The 17709-nt window shown below is 70.5% G+C and carries 11 protein-coding genes and 2 pseudogenes; 6 read left to right on the plus strand and 7 right to left on the minus strand.

The annotated features are described in order from the left end of the window. The first annotated feature begins 57 nt into the window (after positions 1-57). Positions 58-3252 (plus strand): trehalose-phosphatase, encoded by a 3195-nt coding sequence (gene otsB, locus AIIKEEIJ_RS02925; RefSeq protein WP_238406180.1) that lies wholly within the window; start codon positions 58-60, stop codon positions 3250-3252. A 15-nt stretch (positions 3253-3267) separates the two neighbouring features. Here otsB and AIIKEEIJ_RS02930 read toward each other — a convergent pair whose 3' ends face one another. The 6 genes from AIIKEEIJ_RS02930 to AIIKEEIJ_RS02955 form a co-directional block, all read right to left on the minus strand. Then, the gene (locus tag AIIKEEIJ_RS02930) at positions 3268-3669 is read right to left on the minus strand and encodes a TIGR02611 family protein (protein WP_161994893.1); all 402 of its coding nucleotides are present in this window, start codon (positions 3667-3669) and stop codon (positions 3268-3270) included. A gap of 205 nt (positions 3670-3874) precedes the next feature. After that, complete coding sequence (locus AIIKEEIJ_RS02935) at positions 3875-4222, minus strand: hypothetical protein (RefSeq protein WP_174824746.1); 348 nt, start codon at positions 4220-4222, stop codon at positions 3875-3877. Between the two features lie 112 nt (positions 4223-4334). Continuing rightward, a complete protein-coding gene (locus AIIKEEIJ_RS02940; RefSeq protein ID WP_161994894.1) occupies positions 4335-5408 on the minus strand; it encodes a patatin-like phospholipase family protein in 1074 nt (357 codons plus the stop codon). Positions 5409-5488: 80 nt separating this feature from the next. After that, positions 5489-6526: a DUF5914 domain-containing protein gene (locus tag AIIKEEIJ_RS02945; protein ID WP_029540827.1), complete on the minus strand. Its 1038-nt coding sequence runs from the start codon at positions 6524-6526 to the stop codon at positions 5489-5491. Further along, the gene (locus tag AIIKEEIJ_RS02950; protein ID WP_161994895.1) at positions 6523-8088 is read right to left on the minus strand and encodes an FAD-dependent oxidoreductase; all 1566 of its coding nucleotides are present in this window, start codon (positions 8086-8088) and stop codon (positions 6523-6525) included. The genes AIIKEEIJ_RS02945 and AIIKEEIJ_RS02950 overlap by 4 nt, the downstream gene beginning before the upstream one ends. Before the next feature lie 102 nt (positions 8089-8190). After that, complete coding sequence (locus AIIKEEIJ_RS02955) at positions 8191-8427, minus strand: hypothetical protein (RefSeq protein ID WP_161994896.1); 237 nt, start codon at positions 8425-8427, stop codon at positions 8191-8193. A 259-nt stretch (positions 8428-8686) separates the two neighbouring features. Here AIIKEEIJ_RS02955 and AIIKEEIJ_RS02960 point away from each other — a divergent pair, with 259 nt between their 5' ends. The 4 genes from AIIKEEIJ_RS02960 (at position 8687) to AIIKEEIJ_RS02975 (ending at position 12310) form a co-directional block, all read left to right on the plus strand. Continuing rightward, positions 8687-10120: an apiosidase-like domain-containing protein gene (locus AIIKEEIJ_RS02960; protein ID WP_161994897.1), complete on the plus strand. Its 1434-nt coding sequence runs from the start codon at positions 8687-8689 to the stop codon at positions 10118-10120. 441 nt (positions 10121-10561) lie between these two features. Further along, positions 10562-10852, plus strand: coding sequence for a hypothetical protein (locus AIIKEEIJ_RS02965; RefSeq protein ID WP_161994898.1), 291 nt, complete (start codon positions 10562-10564; stop codon positions 10850-10852). A gap of 205 nt (positions 10853-11057) precedes the next feature. Continuing rightward, a complete protein-coding gene (locus AIIKEEIJ_RS02970) occupies positions 11058-11804 on the plus strand; it encodes a flavodoxin family protein (RefSeq protein ID WP_037200461.1) in 747 nt (248 codons plus the stop codon). Beyond that, positions 11804-12310, plus strand: a complete 507-nt coding sequence (locus AIIKEEIJ_RS02975; protein ID WP_161994899.1) for a hypothetical protein — start codon at positions 11804-11806, stop codon at positions 12308-12310. The genes AIIKEEIJ_RS02970 and AIIKEEIJ_RS02975 overlap by 1 nt, the downstream gene beginning before the upstream one ends. A 193-nt stretch (positions 12311-12503) precedes the next feature. Here AIIKEEIJ_RS02975 and AIIKEEIJ_RS02980 read toward each other — a convergent pair. Further along, a pseudogene (locus AIIKEEIJ_RS02980) lies at positions 12504-13157 on the minus strand (erythromycin esterase family protein); the annotation flags it as partial. Here AIIKEEIJ_RS02980 and AIIKEEIJ_RS02985 point away from each other — a divergent pair. Next, positions 13151-17709 (plus strand): annotated as a pseudogene (locus tag AIIKEEIJ_RS02985) (amino acid adenylation domain-containing protein); the annotation flags it as partial. The pseudogenes AIIKEEIJ_RS02980 and AIIKEEIJ_RS02985 sit on opposite strands and share 7 nt — an antisense overlap.

Raw genomic sequence — 17709 nt, forward strand, 5'->3', positions numbered from 1 at the left:
CAAGTCGAAACGCTGGCCGATGCCCAGGTCCTCGGCGTATACAAGGCGTGTGTGCTCATGGTGCGATCCCACCTGCACGCCGACGGGTTTCACCGCGGCGCCATGCGGATCGCGCCGTCGAGGCGGAACCTCGACTTCGACGGCACGCTGTCCGAGATTGTGAACGATCCCGCGGCCGCCACGCTGGTCGACGGTGCGGCGGCGGTGCTGTCTTCCCTGGCGAGCGAATGCACCGTCGCCGTCATTTCGGGACGCGACCTCGCCGACGTGCAGACCCGGGTCGGTCTTCCGGGCCTGTGGTATGCGGGAAGTCACGGCTTCGAACTGATCGGCCCCGACGGGCAGCACCAGCAGAACGACGCGGCCCTGGCCGCCGTGCCCTACCTCGAGCGGGCCGCCGCCGCTCTGCAGGAACGGCTCGCCGACGTGCCGGGCGCGGTGATCGAACACAAGCGGTTCACCGTCGCCGTGCACTACCGCAACGTCGCTCCGGACCGCGAGGAGGGACTCGTCGCCGCGGTGCACGAGGTCGCCGCCGCCGAGGACCACCTCCGGGTCACGACCGGTCGCAAAGTCGTCGAGATCCGCCCCGACGTCGACTGGGACAAGGGCCGGGCTCTCGAATGGGTGCTCGAGCACGTGCGCGACGAGGACAACCCGATCCCGGTCTACATCGGTGACGACATCACCGACGAGGACGCGTTCGACGCGCTGGCCGGCACCGGACTCGGAATCGTGGTGCGCCACACCGAGGACGGCGACCGTCGCTCGGCGGCACAGTTCTCGGTGGACGGCCCCGAACAGGTCCGGCGGCTGCTGCAGCGGCTCGACGAGCTGTGGGGCGAGGACCAGGAGGTCGGCCCGCGTCACGACGCCTGGACCCTGTACTTCGAGGGTTACGATCCGCCGGCCGAGAAACTGCGCGAGGCCGTGTGCACGGTCGGCAACGGGTACTTCGCCACTCGTGGCTGCGCCCCCGAATCCCGCGCCGGTGCCGTGCACTACCCCGGCACGTACGCCGCCGGGATCTTCAACCGCCTGACGGACGAGGTGGCGGGCCGCACCATCGACAACGAGAGCATGGTGAACCTGCCGAACTGGCTGCCGGTCACCTTCCGCATCGACGGCGGCGAGTGGTTCGACATCGACTGCGTCGAAGTGCGGGAGTACTGCCAGTACCTCGATCTGCGCCGGGCCGTGCTCACCCGGCGGTTCCGATTCCGCGACGGTGCGGGCCGCACGACGACGGTCGTGCAGCGCCGGTTCGTCGCGATGCACCAGCCGCACGTGTGCGGCCTCGAGACGACGATCGTCCCGGAGGACTGGTCGGGGCGGCTCGAGATCCGGTCGGAGGTCGACGGCGCGGTCCGCAACACGCTCGTCGAGCGCTACCGGCACCTGGCCGGCGATCATCTCCGATTGCTGCACACCGCCCGGTTGTCCGAGGACTCGGTGTGCCTGACGGTGCAGACCAACCAGTCCCGCATCCCCGTCGCCGTGGCGGCTCGCAGCACGCTCTGGCGCGACGACGAACGGATCCCCGCCGAGTACACCCTCCTCGACTCGGGCGGGCGGGTCGGGCACATCATCGCGCTCGATGTCGCGGCCGGGGAGCCCGTGACCCTGGAGAAGATGGCCACCCTGTTCACCGGGCGTGACCAGGCGGTGTCCGAGCCGTCGGAGGAGGCCACGCGCTGGCTGGCCCGCACGGGGCGCTTCGAGGAAACGCTCGAGGGGCACGTACTCGCCTGGGTGCACCTGTGGGACCGCGTGGACATCTTCCTCGGGGGCGACGGCGAAGGCCTGCGGATAGTGCGGCTGCACCTGCTGCAGATGCTGCAGACGCTGTCGCCGAACACCGCGGATCTCGACGTCGGCGTACCGGCGCGCGGCCTGCACGGCGAGGCGTATCGAGGGCACATCTTCTGGGACGAGCTGTTCGTGCTGCCGGTGCTGAACCTGAGGTTGCCGGGGTTGACCCGTTCGCTCCTGCGCTACCGCCACCGCCGCCTGGACGAGGCCCGCCGCGCGGCGCGGGAGGCGGGTCACAGCGGCGCGATGTTCCCGTGGCAGTCCGGCAGCGACGGCCGCGAGGAGAGCCAGCAGGTGCACCTCAATCCGAAGTCGGGACGGTGGAATCCCGACGCGAGCTGGCGCCAGCACCACATCGGGGTCGCGGTCGCGCACAACGTGTGGCAGTACTACCAGGTGACCGGGGATCTGGGGTTCCTCGCGGAGTACGGGGCCGAGATGCTGGTGGAGATCGCCCGGTTCTTCGCCGATCTCGCCACGTACGACCGCGCCCGTGATCGGTACGTCATCCGCGGCGTCATCGGCCCGGACGAGTTCCACTCCGGCTATCCCGACGCGCCCTTCGACGGGATCGACAACAACGCCTACACCAACGTCATGGCGGTGTGGGTGATCCTGCGCGCGCTCGAGGCGCTGGAGATCATCCCGCTGCGGATCCGCACCGAACTGGTCGATACCCTCGGCCTGACCGCTCGCGAGACGGCGCGTTGGGAGGACGTCAGCCGCCGCATGTTCGTGCCCTTCCACGATCAGGTCATCAGCCAGTTCGAGGGCTACGGGGACCTGGCCGAACTCGACTGGGAGGGATACCGGCGCCGGCACGGCGACATCCAGCGTCTCGACCGGCTCCTCGAGGCCGAGGGCGACGACGTCAACCGCTACCGCGCGTCGAAGCAGGCCGACGTGCTCATGCTGTTCTACCTGCTGTCGGCGGACGAACTGCGGGAGCTGTTCGAGCGGCTCGGCTACCAGCTGACGGGCGAAACCATCCCGCGGACGATCGACTACTACATGGCGCGGACGTCACACGGGTCGACGCTGAGCGCGGTGGTCCACTCATGGGTTCTGGCCCGGGCGCATCGCGGTCAGGCCATGGAGTTCTTCGACCGGGTGCTGGCGTCCGACATCGCCGACATCCAGGGTGGCACCACGTCGGAGGGGATTCATCTCGCGGCCATGGCCGGCAGCGTCGACCTGCTGCAGCGTTGCTTCTCCGGGCTCGAGGCGCGGGGGGACCGCCTGGTCTTCGGCCCGGAGTGGCCGGAGGAACTCGGCGCGCTCGAATTCCCGATCTTCTATCGGGGGCACCACCTGCAGGTGCGGATCTCCGGTCGGCAGGTCGAGGTCAGTGCAGGTGCGGGCATCCAGCGGCCGATCGAGATCGAATGCCGAGGCCGGGTCGAACGCCTGCATCCGGGCGACACGGTCCGGATGCTCTGACGGTCCGGCAGTCGGCTAGAGCGGGCTGTCGAGCCACGAGTAGTCGACCCCGATCCAGCCGCCGGCCAGGCTGAGCGTGCCCAGCAGCCACAGCGTCATGACCACGATCGCGCCGGTCGTGAGCGCTCCCGCGCCCCGCACCACCAGCGACTGCTGCCCGAACCAGTGCATGAACCGGTCGTAGCGGCCCCGCGCGAAGTGCAGCAGACGGTGAGCCCAGGCGAACTCCGAGGCCAGGATCCCGAGGCCGGCGAAGACGATCAGCCAGCCCGGTCCGGGGTAGGGGATGGCGACGACGCCGGCCAGCAACACGAGCGTTCCGAAGGTACCGACGGTGAGGCGGTACGTCAGATTCAGCGACGGGCGCGTCTCGATGCGCCGGCGCCAGCGGAGCCATCGCTGCTTCAGCCGACGCAACGGGGATATGTGGGTCCGGGCCCCGACCCGGTCGGGCGCAACCGCGTGCCGAATCCGTCCTTCACTCACGATCTACCGAGCCTGCTTCTCGTCATACCTGGGTGCCGTGCACGGCAGGGTCGTCTTCCAGTCTACCGACGACCGGCGGGTACGGCGGGGCCCGGAAACGCGGACCCGCACGTCGCGGCCGGTCCGATCCGCGTGGCTAGGCCGCCGCGGCGTCCGTCGGGGCGGGATTCGCGGCGGTGAGCCGGTCCAGGTAGGCGGTGAAGACGGTGCCGAGGGCGACCGCGGTCTCGATCGTGTCGAGCCCCCGTATCGCCGCCACGAAGGACTCGTAGACGATGGCCGCTGCCTGCGACGGGAACAACCCGCCCTCGTCGGCGGTCAGCACCCGCACCGCGTCGTCCACGCTGCCTTCCACCGCGCCGGCCACCGATCCGTGCAGCGGCACCGCGGCCGCCGCGGCGAGCAGGGCGTCCGCCAGCGCGGAGGAGGGGAACGCCACCGCAGCCGGTGCGATCACCCGACGGAACATCGTTACGTTCGCCATGTCGAACCTCCCGTGGAATCTCCCGAGCCGTTCTGTCGAGTGGTACCCGTGCGGGCACGCTGTACACAGTGCCCGAGGGGACCGACAAGTTCCGCTGCCGGCGAGCGACTCGTCACGCCGCCAGGACGCGCCGGGCATCGGCACGTCCGGCATGCATGAACTCCGGCCAGTCCCGGGTGCCGAGGAACTGCCGGTAGAAGCCGACGCCTCGCACTTTCTCGTACGGAACCGGCTCGATCATCGTGACGTGGGAGGCCGAGCGCAGCCGCGCCAGGTTCTCCCGCGCCAGCTCGACCTGCTGGGACGTGCGCACCTGACCGGCAATGTAGAGGATGCTCGCGCGCCGCTCGGCCCAGCCGGTGGCGTCCTCGCCTTCGAAGCCGGGTGGGTAGAAGCCGTTGACGGCGAGGGTGACCTCGCACGGCTGCTCGAGGTCGAGCAGCGGGTGGACGGGGAAGATGTCGACGATCCCGCCGTCACACCAGTGGAATCCGCCGAGCTCGACGGGCGCGACGAACAGCGGCAGCGCGACCGCCATGTGCACGGCCCGGGCCACGGGCAGGTCGGGATACGTTCGTGGCCCGAGGTATTCGAGCCGGTTCTGTTCGATGTTCCAGATCGGCGCGTAGGCGGGTACGGGCATCGCGGCGAGAGTCATGTCGCCGAGCAGGCGCCGGTACGTGGCCTCGATCGCATCGCCGCGCAGGATGCCGGCGAATCCGCGGCCCACCGTCGGTGCGACGGCGAGCAGGCGACGCCAGTCGACGTCGAGATAGTCCTCGGGATCCAGCGCGAGGGTGAACTCTGCGACCTCCTCGGCGGGGACTCCCGCTGCGATCGGGAAGCCGAACAGCGCGGAACCGGAGCACAGGGAGATCACCGCCGGCCGGATCCCACCCTCCTCCATCGCCCGGGCCACACCGACCAGAGACGCGAGCGCTCCGCTGCCCCCTGTCGCGGCCATCGCGATCCGATCCCCCTCCTGCAGCCCGACCCGGAAGGGCTCGAACCGGGGAAAGGGGTGCAGTTCCCGGTCCGGCGTGGCCGAGGGCCGCTGCAGGGCCGCCCGCGCGACGTCGACGAGAAAACCGGCGTCGCTGCGCACGCCTTCGACCACGTCACGACCGCGGGAGAGGAGGTCGAAGTACTGGCGCACCCGGAAGATGTCGAGGACGGTGTCGAGCATGCCTCGACTGTGCGCGCGTGCCACACCGCGGGCCAGGGTCCTCGGTCCCGAATCCGTGCGGGATGCCCGCCGCGCAGCGGCTACCGGCCGGGGACGCGGCCCGGTTGTGCCGCGGTGCGGAGTTGATAGCGCCGTTCGGCGTAGTCCAGGTCGTCGCGCCACAGCCGGGTGGCCGTGTGCCGCATGAGGGGGCGGAGGGCGGCGGCGGCGCGCCGGGTGGCGATGCCGAACCCGGGGCGAGGGGAATCGGCGACGACGGCCTCGACGATCGCGGTCCGGGGCCGCCCGTCCGGTCCGGCACCGAGGGGCGTCGCGTGGGTCTCGACCACGCTGCCCACGCCCTCGCCCGACACGATCCGCATGACGACGGTGCGCGGGTCCGGGCTGGTGAATTCGGCGCGCACCGGCACACCGATCCGGCCGGCGACCCGGAAGGTGACGTCGACGAGGAACCGGTCCTCGCCGTCCGCAGTGCCGCGGGTGGAGGGAGCCTCGACCACCTCCAGGCGGGCGAACGAATACGGGTGGAACCAGGCGCCGTGCCACGGGTCGAGGCGGTTGGCGACGATGTCGGCCGGTTCGCACACACCGACGAGGGTGGCCACCGCGGCGATGCGGGACCCGGCCGTCGGGCGAGTCGGGACGATCGGCAGTTCCGTCGGCTCCTCGCCGCCGACGTGATCGAGACGGACCCACACGAGCACCCCGTCGTCGTGGCTGGGGAAGGGCTTCCAGCCGTAGGCGCCGTCGGCGTCGAGGCGCAGCCCGTGCCAGCGGCAGACCAGCGCGCCGCAGTCCACCGCGGCCAGCGCCATCGGGGCGCCGAGGTGGGGGCAGGCGCCGGGGCCGACGAGCACCCGGTCGCCGTCGCGCCAGGCGACGAGTTCGATGCCGGCGATCGTGATGCCGAAGGGCCGGTCCGCGCCGATCTCACGGCTGGCCGCCACGACGTACCAGTTGCCGGACGGCCGGCGCTGGGCGCGGTCGAGGACGGCGGAGATCAGCTCGGGCCGTGCACCGCGGTAGGTGGGTTGCTGCGCGGCCCAGCGGTCCGGGTCGATGGGCCGGACGGGCCAGGTGTCGGGCCAGCGCCGGTACAGCGGATCGAGCACGCTCATGCGGGGTGCCTTTCCAGGGCGGCGAGCCGGCGCAGGACGGGTGAACGGCCCTGCGTGGGCACCGTATACAGGTCGTGTCCGGCCACACCCCATTGCGCGAGAAGGGAATTCGCGGCGTGCCACCCGGTGGTGGCCGCGCGTTCCATGAGGGCCACCGGCAGGTCGATCCGGATGCCGTCGCCGGCGAGCATCAACCGTTCGTGCGGGGTGCGGACGGTGGGCCGTCGCGCGAAATCGCCCACCCCGAACAACGGACAGTCCTGACGCCAGAGGGTGCGTTCCTCGACGACGCGGGCCGCGGCGGTCTCGGGATAGATCGCGTGCAGGCGCGCGAGCACCTGGGCGCGCACGTCGTCGGGCGAATGTTCCCCGCCGACAGCATCTCCCGTCGCGGCGTACGCGTGCAGTTCCACGACCGAGCCGCCGGTGCGGCGAGTCCAGGCCCGGGCCTCCTCCTCGTAACGGTCGAGCACGCTGACATTGTCGAGCGGGCGCAGGCCGCCGGTGCCGAGAAATGCCGGGCGGTCCGCGGCGACGGGACGGTCCAGCCACAGGCGCTGCACCAGGAACGGGGGCGCGGAACGCAATCGGTCCACCCGGGAACGCCATCCGGGATCGCCGAGATCCGGCGAGGCGTCGACGAGGGCGCGCAGCCCGGCCACATCGAGCGCGAGGACGAGGCCGTCGGCGTCGATGCTGCCGCCGGTGCCGTCGTGGACGCGGAAGGTCCGGGTACCGCCGAGTTCGACGCCGGTCACCGCGGTGGACGTCCGGATGCGCGCGCCGTGTCCCGCGAGGTACCGGCCGAGCGGCTCCCACAGGGTGGTGTCGAAGTTGCCGGTGGCCACGTCGAAGAGCAGTCCCTCGGCGGAGCCGAGGAAGTAGATGTGGAACATCGTGGCCAGCTCGGCGGCCGACATGCCGGCCGGGGGAGCGAAGAAGCTGCGCGAGAACACCTCGAACGCCAGATGGTTGGCCGCCTCCGGAAAGCGGATGCGCTGCAGGAACGTCTGTGCATCGACGTCGTCGAGCCGGTCGTAGATCTCCGGCACGGACACGGTCGCCAGCGGGGCCGCCGCCCGCACGTCGATGCGCACCAGGTCCTGCAGCCGGAACGTGGGGCTGCGCAACGCGAACACCAGCGCGTTCCACGGAGGGGTGTTCGGGATCCCGCGAAAGGTGTCGCGCCGGCCCTCGCCGTCGATGAGCGGATAGTCGTCGACCGCCGTCAGCCGTTGCAGATCCGGGTCGGTGCGGCGCAGCAGCCGGCGCAGGTTGTAGTACTGCCGGAAGAAGGCGTGGAACCCGCGGTTCATCGCGATCCCGGTGCCGTCGTCGAGCCGCTCGTGCCACCCGCCGACCCGCCCGCCGAGGTGAGCCTCGCGTTCGAGCACCTCGACCTCCACGCCGCGCTCGGCGAGGGCGGTGGCGGCGGTCAGCCCCGCGATGCCCGCGCCGACGACCACCACTCGGGGCCGCTGCGGCAGATGCCCGGTGTCCGGCGCACCCCGAGAGGCGGCGTGGTGGGCGATCCGCCGATCGCTGCCGACGGCACCGTTCATATAGCTGCCCTCCTGCGGCGCCGGTCCGAATCCGGCCGTCCTGGTCGAACAGTGGCGAGGCCGAGCCTACCGCGGCAAGGCCCCCGGCGACGGCCGACGCGGTCAGGCGCCGAGCCGGGCCGCGTGCGACGCGACGGTCTCGAGATGCTTGTCCGCGGTGCTCAGATCCAGGTGGGCGTCGCTGAGGCCGTCGACGACCTCCCGCAGGTTGGCCTCGGCGGCGTCGTCGTCCGGTACCGGATCCACCAGGTCGAACGCCTCGGCGAGGGAGCGCACGCGCCGGTCCAGGGCCTGTAGATCCGTACGCAGTTCGGCGACCTGCCGGAGGAGATCGTTCATCGTGCTCCCTCCCCGTGCTGTGCGGCCGGCGACGGTCCGGGCGCGAACATCCAGCCGCACGCTCACGGTAAGCCGGAACCGGGGACCTTCGAGGCGGAACGGGCGGTCCGGGAAGTGACGTCACGAGATAGGCTCGACTGTGCGCGTGTGTCGGCGAGCGCATGCGGCAACCGGGTGAGGACGAAGGCAGTGGAACGGCTGAAGTCCCGGAGGGCGTGGACTTCTCCGGGGCGCGTAGCCGACACCGGGTGGGAGAAATGTGAAGAGAACCGCCGGCCTGTCCCTCCTGGTCGTGCTCTGCCTGGCGAGTTGTTCGGATGGCGGCGGGCCGCAGGTTCGGCCGTCGCCGCCCGCGACCGTCCCGGCGGCCGCAGCGTGCGACGTCACCGAGAGCGCCGGCCATCGCTACATCTCCGCTGTCGGTCGTGACGGCCGCTACTTCGAAGATCAGCATGGCGACCCGATCCTGATTCGCGGAGACTCGCCGTGGTCCGGCCTGGCGGACTGGTCGCCCGAGCAGGCCGAATCGTACTTCGCGAATCGTGAGGCCCACGGGTTCAACGCATCGATAATCTCTGCGGTCGCCGTCCCCGACAACGGCGGGCCGAGCGAGGAGGGAGCGACCTTCGACGGCATCCGACCGTTCGTCGACGGTGACATCACGGCGTGGAACGAGCGGTACTGGGCGCGTGTCGACGAGTACCTGCGGATCGCCTGCCGGCACGGGAACACGCTGTTCCTCTACCCGATGGACGGGTGGAACATCTCCGACGTGTTCGCGTCGGCGACTGCCGAACAGGCCGCCGTCTACGGCCGGATGTTCGCCCAGCGATACGCTCGGTTTCCGAACATCGTCTGGATGACCGGCGGGGACTATTCTCCCGAGACAGACGATCCCGCTGCGGGTTCCGACTCCGACCACGTGTTGCGCGGCATGCTCCAAGGGATCAGGGCGGCCGGCTCGGACAGGTCGTTCTCGATACAGCTGGGACCCCAGAAATCGCTCTCGACGGACAACCCCTTCTGGGAACCGTTGGCGGACTGGAACTTCGTCTACACATATCTGCCGACGTACAAGGCAGTGCTGGACGGTTACCAGCGACCGGCGGGCGGCAGGGACCCGCGTCCCGCCGTCTTCTCGGAGGGAAACTACGAGGGCGAGAACAACCAGCCCGACACGGCGCCGACAACCGACGAGACCCTTCGGCGCCAGGCTCTGTGGGCGTTGACCTCCGGATCACCGGGGGAGTTTCGTGGCTCCGACGACTGGGAGTTCCGAGACGGCTGGGAATCGCGCCTCGACACACCCGCCGTCACACAGCTCGAGGCCATTCGCGATCTGTGGGCCTCGTGGGCCTGGTGGCAGTTGGTGCCGGACGTCGACGAGCCGTTCGTGCTCGACGGGCGAGGCACCCGATCGACGGACGACGAGATGGTGGACGTCCTGGACGACGACTACGTCACCGCTGCACGCACCCCGGACGGCTCGCTCGCCGTTGTCTATGTGCCGACGCAGCGCACGATCCGGCTCGACCGTGCACTGATTCCACCGGGAGCGACACTCGGCTGGATCGATCCCGCCGATGCCGCCGCGCCTTCGCTGCCGGCGGAGATCGATCGGGACGGAAACGTGGCCACCCCGGGGACGAACGTCGACGGCGACCAGGATTGGCTCCTGGTGGTCGAGGCGTGAACGGGGAGCCGGGTCCGCGCGTCAGATCATGATGGCGGCGATGGCTACGGCCACCAGGACGGACGCTGCGACTGCCAGCCCGAGAAGCACCGAACCGGTGACGGCGACCGCCATGGCTGCCGCCACCACGCACGCACCTGCCGCCGTGCCGGACGTGTGCCGGAGACGCGAGTAGGACTCGCCGGCGTCGTCGTCGATATCGGTCCGTAACCGGTGCCGACCCTCGCATGTATGGACCACTGATGTACCCCCTGCCGTACCACAGTGTGATCGCTCTCACATTATGCACTCATTTGTATCGCATCACAAAACGATTTCGCCAGTCGAACGCGTATCCGGATCGTCGCGGTGCTCCTCTCGTCCCCTGTTCGTGCACCGAGGGTGTGAATTCCGTCCGGGCTGGGTATCGGATACGGAGTCGGCAGGAAAGGAGACGGGCGGATGGAGACGGAACGACAGGGCGGCAACGACGAGCCTCTGGTCGCGCACCCCGTGGGGGCTTTCGTGCTGGACGGCTTGCTGGTGCTGGCCGTAGCCGTGGTGGGGATGTGGATGTTCGGTTCGCTCCTCTGGGCGGCACTCGGCGGGGCGTTCTGCGCGGCCACGCACCTGCTGTGCCGGGCCACGGGGAACTGCGGTGCGCCCTCGCGCTCCACGGTCACGCAGCCGGAGAAGCAGAAGTCGGTCCCGGTGGCCACGGACGTCCGAGCCGAGGTCGCACAGGCGGCCTGACGCTCGGTCCCCGGCGGGTTCGAGTCGCACGCTCACGACGCGTCCTCGCTGCGCGAGTTCGTCGGTCACGGGTGCCGATCCCTTCCCCGGCAACGATGTTCCGAACGTTACCGGAGGTCTCCGGCAGCAGAGGAGACACGGAACCGCCTCCGCGGGGTGTCGTCGTGGCCTATCGTAGGCGTGCGGATCTCGTATGGGAGGACCCATGGCCGAACCGGTGTTCGAGGAGTCGCAGGGCGCGGGCGGACCGCCGCAGTTCGAGGGGCTACGCGCCATGTTCGTCAACTGCACGCTCAAACGATCGCCCGAGACCAGCAACACGCAGGGGTTGATCGATCGCAGTGTGGCGTTGATGGAACGCGAAGGTGTCACGGTGGACCAGATCCGGGCCGTCGACCACGACATCGCGACGGGCGTGTACCCCGACATGACGGAGCACGGATGGCCGAGCGACGAATGGCCGCAGTTGTTCGACCGGATCCTCGCCGCGCACATCCTCGTCATCGCCGGGCCCATCTGGCTGGGTGACAATTCGTCGGTCACCAAGAAGGTCGTCGAACGTCTCTACGGCTGTTCCTCGCTGCTCAACGAGCACGGCCAGTACGCGTACTACGGCCGTGCGGGCGGTTGCCTGATCACCGGCAACGAGGACGGCGTCAAGCACTGCGCGATGAACATCCTCTACAGCCTCCAGCACCTCGGATACGTGATCCCGCCGCAGGCCGACGCCGGCTGGATCGGGGAGGCCGGCCCGGGTCCCTCGTACCTCGATCCGGGGTCGGGCGGCCCCGAGAACGACTTCACCAATCGCAACACCACATTCATGACCTACAACCTCATGCACACCGCCGCACTGCTCGTGCGGGCCGGTGGCTTTCCGGTGGGTGGCAACCAGCGATCGCTGTGGGACGCCGGGTGTCATCCGTCGTTCGAGAACCCCGAGCATCGGTGATGCCGGCACAGATCGGCGAGCGGGGGCCGGGGGCCATGTGGTGCGCGCTCCTCCCGCTCGTGGTGCTCGTCGCCACCGGCTGTGGGGCGACGGGCGAGAGCTCCTACGATGTCGTCCCGGCGTCGGAACCTGCGGTGACCACGGCCGGCGAGCCGACGGTGATCACCACGGCGAACGGTCCTATCGGTGAAATGCTCTTCGACCGGAGGGACCAGGCGATCTACATCTTCGACCGGGAGGCAGGCACGGTCCCCGACTGCTACGGGGACTGTGCCGTGGCGTGGCCGCCGGTGCTCACCGCCGGTGCTCCCGTCGCGGCCGGTGACGCCGACCAGGGGCTGCTGGGCACCACGTCGCGCTCCGACGGGACCGCTCAGGTCACCTACGCCGGGCACCCGCTGTACTTCTATGCCGACGAGGAGCCCGGGCAGGTGCTGTGCCACAAGGTCGAGGAGTTCGGCGGCCGGTGGCTGGCGATAGACGAGGCCGGCGTGCCACTCCCGTGACCGGGGTGACCGTCCGGTGGTGTTCTACCGTCGCCCGGCGAACGTGAGCGGGTACCAGGAGTGGCGGGTGCGCACCATTCGAACCCGCTATGTCGGTCTGCGAACCAAATTCCTTGTTGCGCAACATATCTCGCGCGATTGTCCTCGTTCGGTGAGGGGCTTCCGCGGACCTTGGCCTGCGCGTCGAGTGCGGCTACCAGTACTGATGCCGTCTTCCGTCGGTGTCGGCGACGAAGATGACCGCGTCGGCGCCGTCCAGGTCTGCCGGGCCCAGCGGGATGTGGCCGGGCACGATCGGTTCGCCCCCGCCGATCGACGGGGCAAGCGCGGCGCGCAGGGCCGGTGCCGGGAACAGGGCGCGGCGGGTGGTCGCCTCGGCCAACACGCCCTGGAGGGTGCCCGGATCGCTGTCGGGGTTGGCGTCGGTGGCCAGGAACACATAGCGCTCGCCGAGGGTGAGCCCGACGAGCGCGCCGGCGCTCCCCCAGCTCACCTCGCTCTCGCCGACCGGCATGTGGGACTGCGCACGCTGGAGGTGAACGTTGTGCGCGAACACCAGACTCGGCCCGCGTCGCTGCTCCTGGGCAACGATCGCGAGCAGGTTCTCGGCCATCATCTCGGCGCGCAGGCTGAGCAAGGTCGCGATGCGATCGGGTGCGGGACTAGCCATGGCGGCGTGATAGCGCAGCAGGCCCTGGGCGGTGCGCGCGTGCGCGACGGCGTGGTCGTAGCCGGTCGGGTCGGCGGAGCGCAGGCCGGGTGCCGCGCGGCGCAGGGCGCTGGCGAGGTCGTCGGCGACAATGCGCAGGGCGCGAGCGCGATCGGAGTCGCCGACGGACGCTGCCGGGCACGGTGTCCTGGCTCGTGCTCGAGGAGGCGGTCGAGGCCGGCGCCGGGCTGCCGTCGGAACCGGTGTCCGACGCCGAGCGCGTACGCTCGCTGCTTCCGGCGCATCCGGCGTACGTCATCTACACCTCCGGCACGACGGGCACGCCGAAGGGTGTGGTCGTCGCGCATGCCGGCGTGGTGAACTTCTGTGCCGAACAGGTGGAACGGTATTCCGTCACCGCCGACTCCCGGACGTTGCACTTCGCGTCGCCGAGCTTCGATGCGTCGGTTCTCGAACTGCTGCTGGCGTTCGGCGCGGGCGCGACGATGGTCGTCGCGCCGACCTCCGTGTACGGCGGCGCCGAACTCGCCGGCCTGCTGGCGGACGAAGCGGTCACCCATGCCTTCGTGACCCCCGCTGCCCTCGGCTCGGTGGACCCTGCGGGCCTCGACTGCGTCCGCGTGGTGATCACGGGCGGCGAGGCGTGCTCCCCGGGCCTGGTGTCGCGCTGGGCGACGATCCTGCCCGACGGATCGCGCCGCGCGTTCTTCAACGCCTACGGTCCCACCGAGTCGACGGTGGCGTCGAACATCAGCGACGCGTTGCTGCCCGGTGATCCGGTGGTGATGGGCGGCCCCGTCCGCGGCATGCGGGTGCTCGTTCTCGACGACCGGTTGCGGCCGGTGCCGGTCGGCGTCCCCGGCGAGCTGTATCTGGCGGGAATCCAGGTGGCCCGCGGGTATCTGGGTCGGGCCGGGCTGACGGCCGAGCGGTTCGTGGCAGACCCGTACGCCACCGACGGCAGCCGGATGTACCGCACCGGTGACGTGGTGCGGTGGTTCGGCTCTCCCGGCGACGAGGCGGCCGGTGTTGTCGAGTACGTCGGCCGGGCCGACGACCAGGTGAAGATCCGCGGCTTCCGGATCGAACTCGGTGAGATCGAGGCGGCCCTCGCGCGGTGCGCCGGTGTCGCCCAGTCGGTCGCGACGGTGCGCCGGGACGGGCAGCGTGGTGAGCAGCTCGTCGGGTACGTCGTCCCCGAACCGGGCACCGAACTCGACGGCGCCGCCGTCAGGGATTCCGTGGCGCAGTTCCTGACGAGCTACATGGTGCCGCATGCGGTGGTGGTCCTGGACTCGATCCCGCTGACGCCCGGCGGCAAGCTCGACCGGCGTGCACTGCCGGAACCGGAGCAGGAGGCCCGCGTCTTCCGGGCGCCGACCACCCCGGTCGAGGAGATCGTCGCGCGGGTCTTCGCCGACGTCCTCGGCGTGGACCGCGTCGGGCTGGACGACGACTTCTTCGAACTGGGCGGCAACTCGCTCGTCGCCACGCAGGTCATCTCCCGTCTCGGCGCGGCGCTCGGCGCCACGATTCCGGTGCGGACGCTGTTCGAGGCGTCCGGGGTCGCCGCCCTGGCCGCGCGCCTCGAGCAGGCCGACGCCTCCGGCAGCCGAGCGCCGTTGGTGGCGCGGACCCGACCGGAGCGGGTCCCGCTGTCGTTGGCGCAGCGCCGGATGTGGTTCCTCAACCGGTTCGAACCGGACTCCGCGGTGAACAACATCCCGCTGGCCATCCGGCTGTCCGGACTGCTGGACCGGCACGCGCTGCAGGTGGCGGTCGCCGACGTGCTGGCCCGTCACGAGTCCCTGCGGACGGTGTACCCGGACGCCGACGGGGTGGCGTACCAGCAGGTGCTGCCGACCTCGCGGGTGATTCCCGATCTGTCGCCGATCCCGGTGTCCGAGGCCGAGCTGCTCGGCGAGGTCCTGACGATGGCCTCGGCCGGCTTCGACGTGTCGACACAGGTGCCGTTCCGGGCGCGGTTGTTCGAGGTGTCCGCGACCGAGCATGTTCTCGTCCTCGTCGTGCACCACATCGCGGCCGACGGCTTCTCCATGGGGCCGCTCACGCGTGACGTGGTGGTGGCGTACTCGGCGCGCGCCACCGGTGGGGAGCCGGAGTGGGAGCCCCTGCCGGTGCAGTACGCCGACTACGCGTTGTGGCAGCGGGAGGTTCTCGGATCGGAGGACGATCCGGACTCGGTGATCGCGAGCCAGGAAGCGTACTGGACCGGCGCGCTCGCCGGGCTGCCCGAGCAGCTCGACCTGCCGTCGGACCGGCCCCGGCCGGCGTTCGCATCCAATGCGGGTGCGGTGCACGAGTTCTCGCTCGGACCGGAACTCCATGCCGCGATCGGACGGGTGGCGCGGGAGCGTAACGTCACCCCGTTCATGGTGGTGCACGCGGCGCTGTCGGTGCTGCTGGCGCGGTTGTCGGGCACCGACGACATCGCCATCGGCACCCCGGTGGCCGGCCGCGGCGAGCAGGAACTCGACGACCTGGTCGGCATGTTCGTCAACACCCTGGTGCTGCGCACCCGGGTCGAGGGTGGGGAGTCCTTCGCGGACCTGCTCGCGCGGGTACGCGGGACCGACCTCGACGCGTTCGCGCACGCGGACGTGCCGTTCGAGCGGCTGGTGGAGGTGCTCAATCCCGCCCGGTCGACGGCGCGGCACCCGCTGTTCCAGGTGATGCTGTCCTTCCAGAACCAGGCGATGGGATCCCTCGAGCTGCCGGGCCTGAGCGTCTCGGGCCTCGACTTCGACGCCGCGACCGCCCGGTTCGACCTGCAGTTCTCCCTCGCCGAAACGGCTGCCGAGACAGCCGATTCCGCCGGATACGCGGTCGGGATCACCTATGCGACGGATTTGTTCGATGCGTCGACGGTGGCGGGGTTCGCGGCGCGGTTCGTGCGGGTGCTCGAGGAGGTGGTGGCGGATCCGTCGGTGGCGGTGGGTGACCTGGAGATCCTCGAGCCGGTGGAGCGGTCGCGGGTGCTCGAGGTGTGGAACGACACGGCACATCCGGTGCCGTCGGTGACGTTGGTGGGGTTGTTCGAGGAGCGGGTGCGCCGGTCGCCGGAGGCGGTGGCGGTGGTGTTCGGGGACGAGTCGCTGACGTACGGCGAGTTCGCCGGGCGGGTGCGCCGGTTGGCGCGGCATCTGGTGTCGGTGGGGGTGGGGCCGGAGTCGCTGGTGGGGTTGGCGATGCGCCGGTCGGTGGATCTGCTGGTGGGGATGTACGCGGTCGTGGAGGCCGGGGGCGGGTATGTGCCGGTGGATCCGGATCAGCCGGCCGAGCGCAACGGCTACATCCTCGAGGTGGCGGAACCGGTGGTGGTGCTGACCACGACGCGGGACGGGTTCGAGGCGCCGGCGGAGTCGTCGGTGCGTGTGCTGGCGGTCGACGCGGTGGACGTCGCGGCGCTGTCGGATGCGCCGTTGACCGATGCGGACCGGACGGCGCCGTTGCGGCCGTCGAACACGGCGTATGTGATCTTCACGTCGGGGTCGACGGGCCGGCCGAAGGGTGTGGGCGTCTCGCATGCGGCGATCGTCAATCGTCTGGTGTGGATGCAGGGGCGGTACGGGCTGACCGCCGAGGATGTGGTGTTGCAGAAGACGCCGTTCACGTTCGATGTGTCGGTGTGGGAGTTCTTCTGGCCGTTGCAGGTCGGGGCGCGGCTGGTGGTGGCGGCGCCGGACGGCCATCGTGACCCGGGGTATCTCGCTGCGGTCATGCGCGCACGGTCGGTGACGGTCGCGCACTTCGTGCCGTCGATGCTGGCGGTGTTCGTCGCGGAGTCCGCGGTCGGCGGGATCTCGTCGTTGCGGTACGTCTTCGCGTCCGGTGAGGCCCTCGCCGCCGCCGTCGCCGCCCGGGTGCGGTCGGTGCTGCCGGGTGTGAGCGTGCACAACCTGTACGGGCCGACCGAGGCCGCGGTGGACGTGACGTTCCACGAGGTGACCGACGCGGACGTGGTGTCGGTGCCGATCGGTGCGCCGGTGTGGAACACGCGGGTGTACGTGCTCGACGCCCGGCTGCGCCCGGTCCCGGTGGGGGTGGCCGGGGAGCTGTACCTGGCCGGGGTGCAGCTGGCCCGCGGCTACGTCGGTCGGGCGGACCTGACGGCCGACCGGTTCGTCGCGTCGCCGTTCGGCGCGCCCGGGGAGCGGTTGTACCGCACGGGCGACCTGGTGACGTGGACCGAGGGGGGGGAACTCGAGTACATCGGGCGCACGGACTTCCAGGTCAAGCTGCGCGGCCTGCGCATCGAGCTGGGCGAGATCGAGGCGGCGCTCGTCGAACACACCGAGGCGGCCCAGGCGGTCGCGATGGTCCGCAACGAGCAGCTGGTGGCGTACGTCGTCCCCGCGGCCGGGACGTTCGACCACACCCTCGCCCGCCGTGCCCTCGAGGCGCACCTGCCGTCGTACATGGTGCCGTCGGCGTTCGTGGAACTGGACGCGCTGCCGCTGAACGCGTCGGGCAAGCTGGACCGTAAGGCGTTGCCGGAGCCGGTGTTCGAGGTCAAGGCGTTCCGGGCCGCGACGACTCCGGTGGAGGAGATCGTGGCGGGTGTGTTCGCCGAGGTGCTCGGTCTCGACCGGGTGGGCCTCGACGACGACTTCTTCGCCCTCGGCGGCAACTCGCTGATCGCCACGCAGGTGGTCTCGCGGATCGGTGCGGCGCTCGATGCGTCGGTGCCGCTGCGGCTGCTGTTCGA

This window comes from Rhodococcus sp. YH1 (assembly GCF_009939605.1).
Lineage (GTDB): Bacteria > Actinomycetota > Actinomycetes > Mycobacteriales > Mycobacteriaceae > Rhodococcus > Rhodococcus aetherivorans.

Excerpts from the sequence above, each read along its gene's own strand:
- AIIKEEIJ_RS02965 (WP_161994898.1), top strand. The coding sequence starts at position 10,562 with ATGGAGACGGAACGACAGGGCGGCAACGACGAGCCTCTGGTCGCGCAC.
- AIIKEEIJ_RS02935 (WP_174824746.1), bottom strand. The coding sequence starts at position 4,222 with ATGGCGAACGTAACGATGTTCCGTCGGGTGATCGCACCGGCTGCGGTG.
- otsB (WP_238406180.1), top strand. The coding sequence starts at position 58 with ATGGTGCGATCCCACCTGCACGCCGACGGGTTTCACCGCGGCGCCATG.
- AIIKEEIJ_RS02955 (WP_161994896.1), bottom strand. The coding sequence starts at position 8,427 with ATGAACGATCTCCTCCGGCAGGTCGCCGAACTGCGTACGGATCTACAG.
- AIIKEEIJ_RS02970 (WP_037200461.1), top strand. The coding sequence starts at position 11,058 with ATGGCCGAACCGGTGTTCGAGGAGTCGCAGGGCGCGGGCGGACCGCCG.
- AIIKEEIJ_RS02945 (WP_029540827.1), bottom strand. The coding sequence starts at position 6,526 with ATGAGCGTGCTCGATCCGCTGTACCGGCGCTGGCCCGACACCTGGCCC.
- AIIKEEIJ_RS02950 (WP_161994895.1), bottom strand. The coding sequence starts at position 8,088 with ATGAACGGTGCCGTCGGCAGCGATCGGCGGATCGCCCACCACGCCGCC.
- AIIKEEIJ_RS02975 (WP_161994899.1), top strand. The coding sequence starts at position 11,804 with ATGCCGGCACAGATCGGCGAGCGGGGGCCGGGGGCCATGTGGTGCGCG.
- AIIKEEIJ_RS02940 (WP_161994894.1), bottom strand. The coding sequence starts at position 5,408 with ATGCTCGACACCGTCCTCGACATCTTCCGGGTGCGCCAGTACTTCGAC.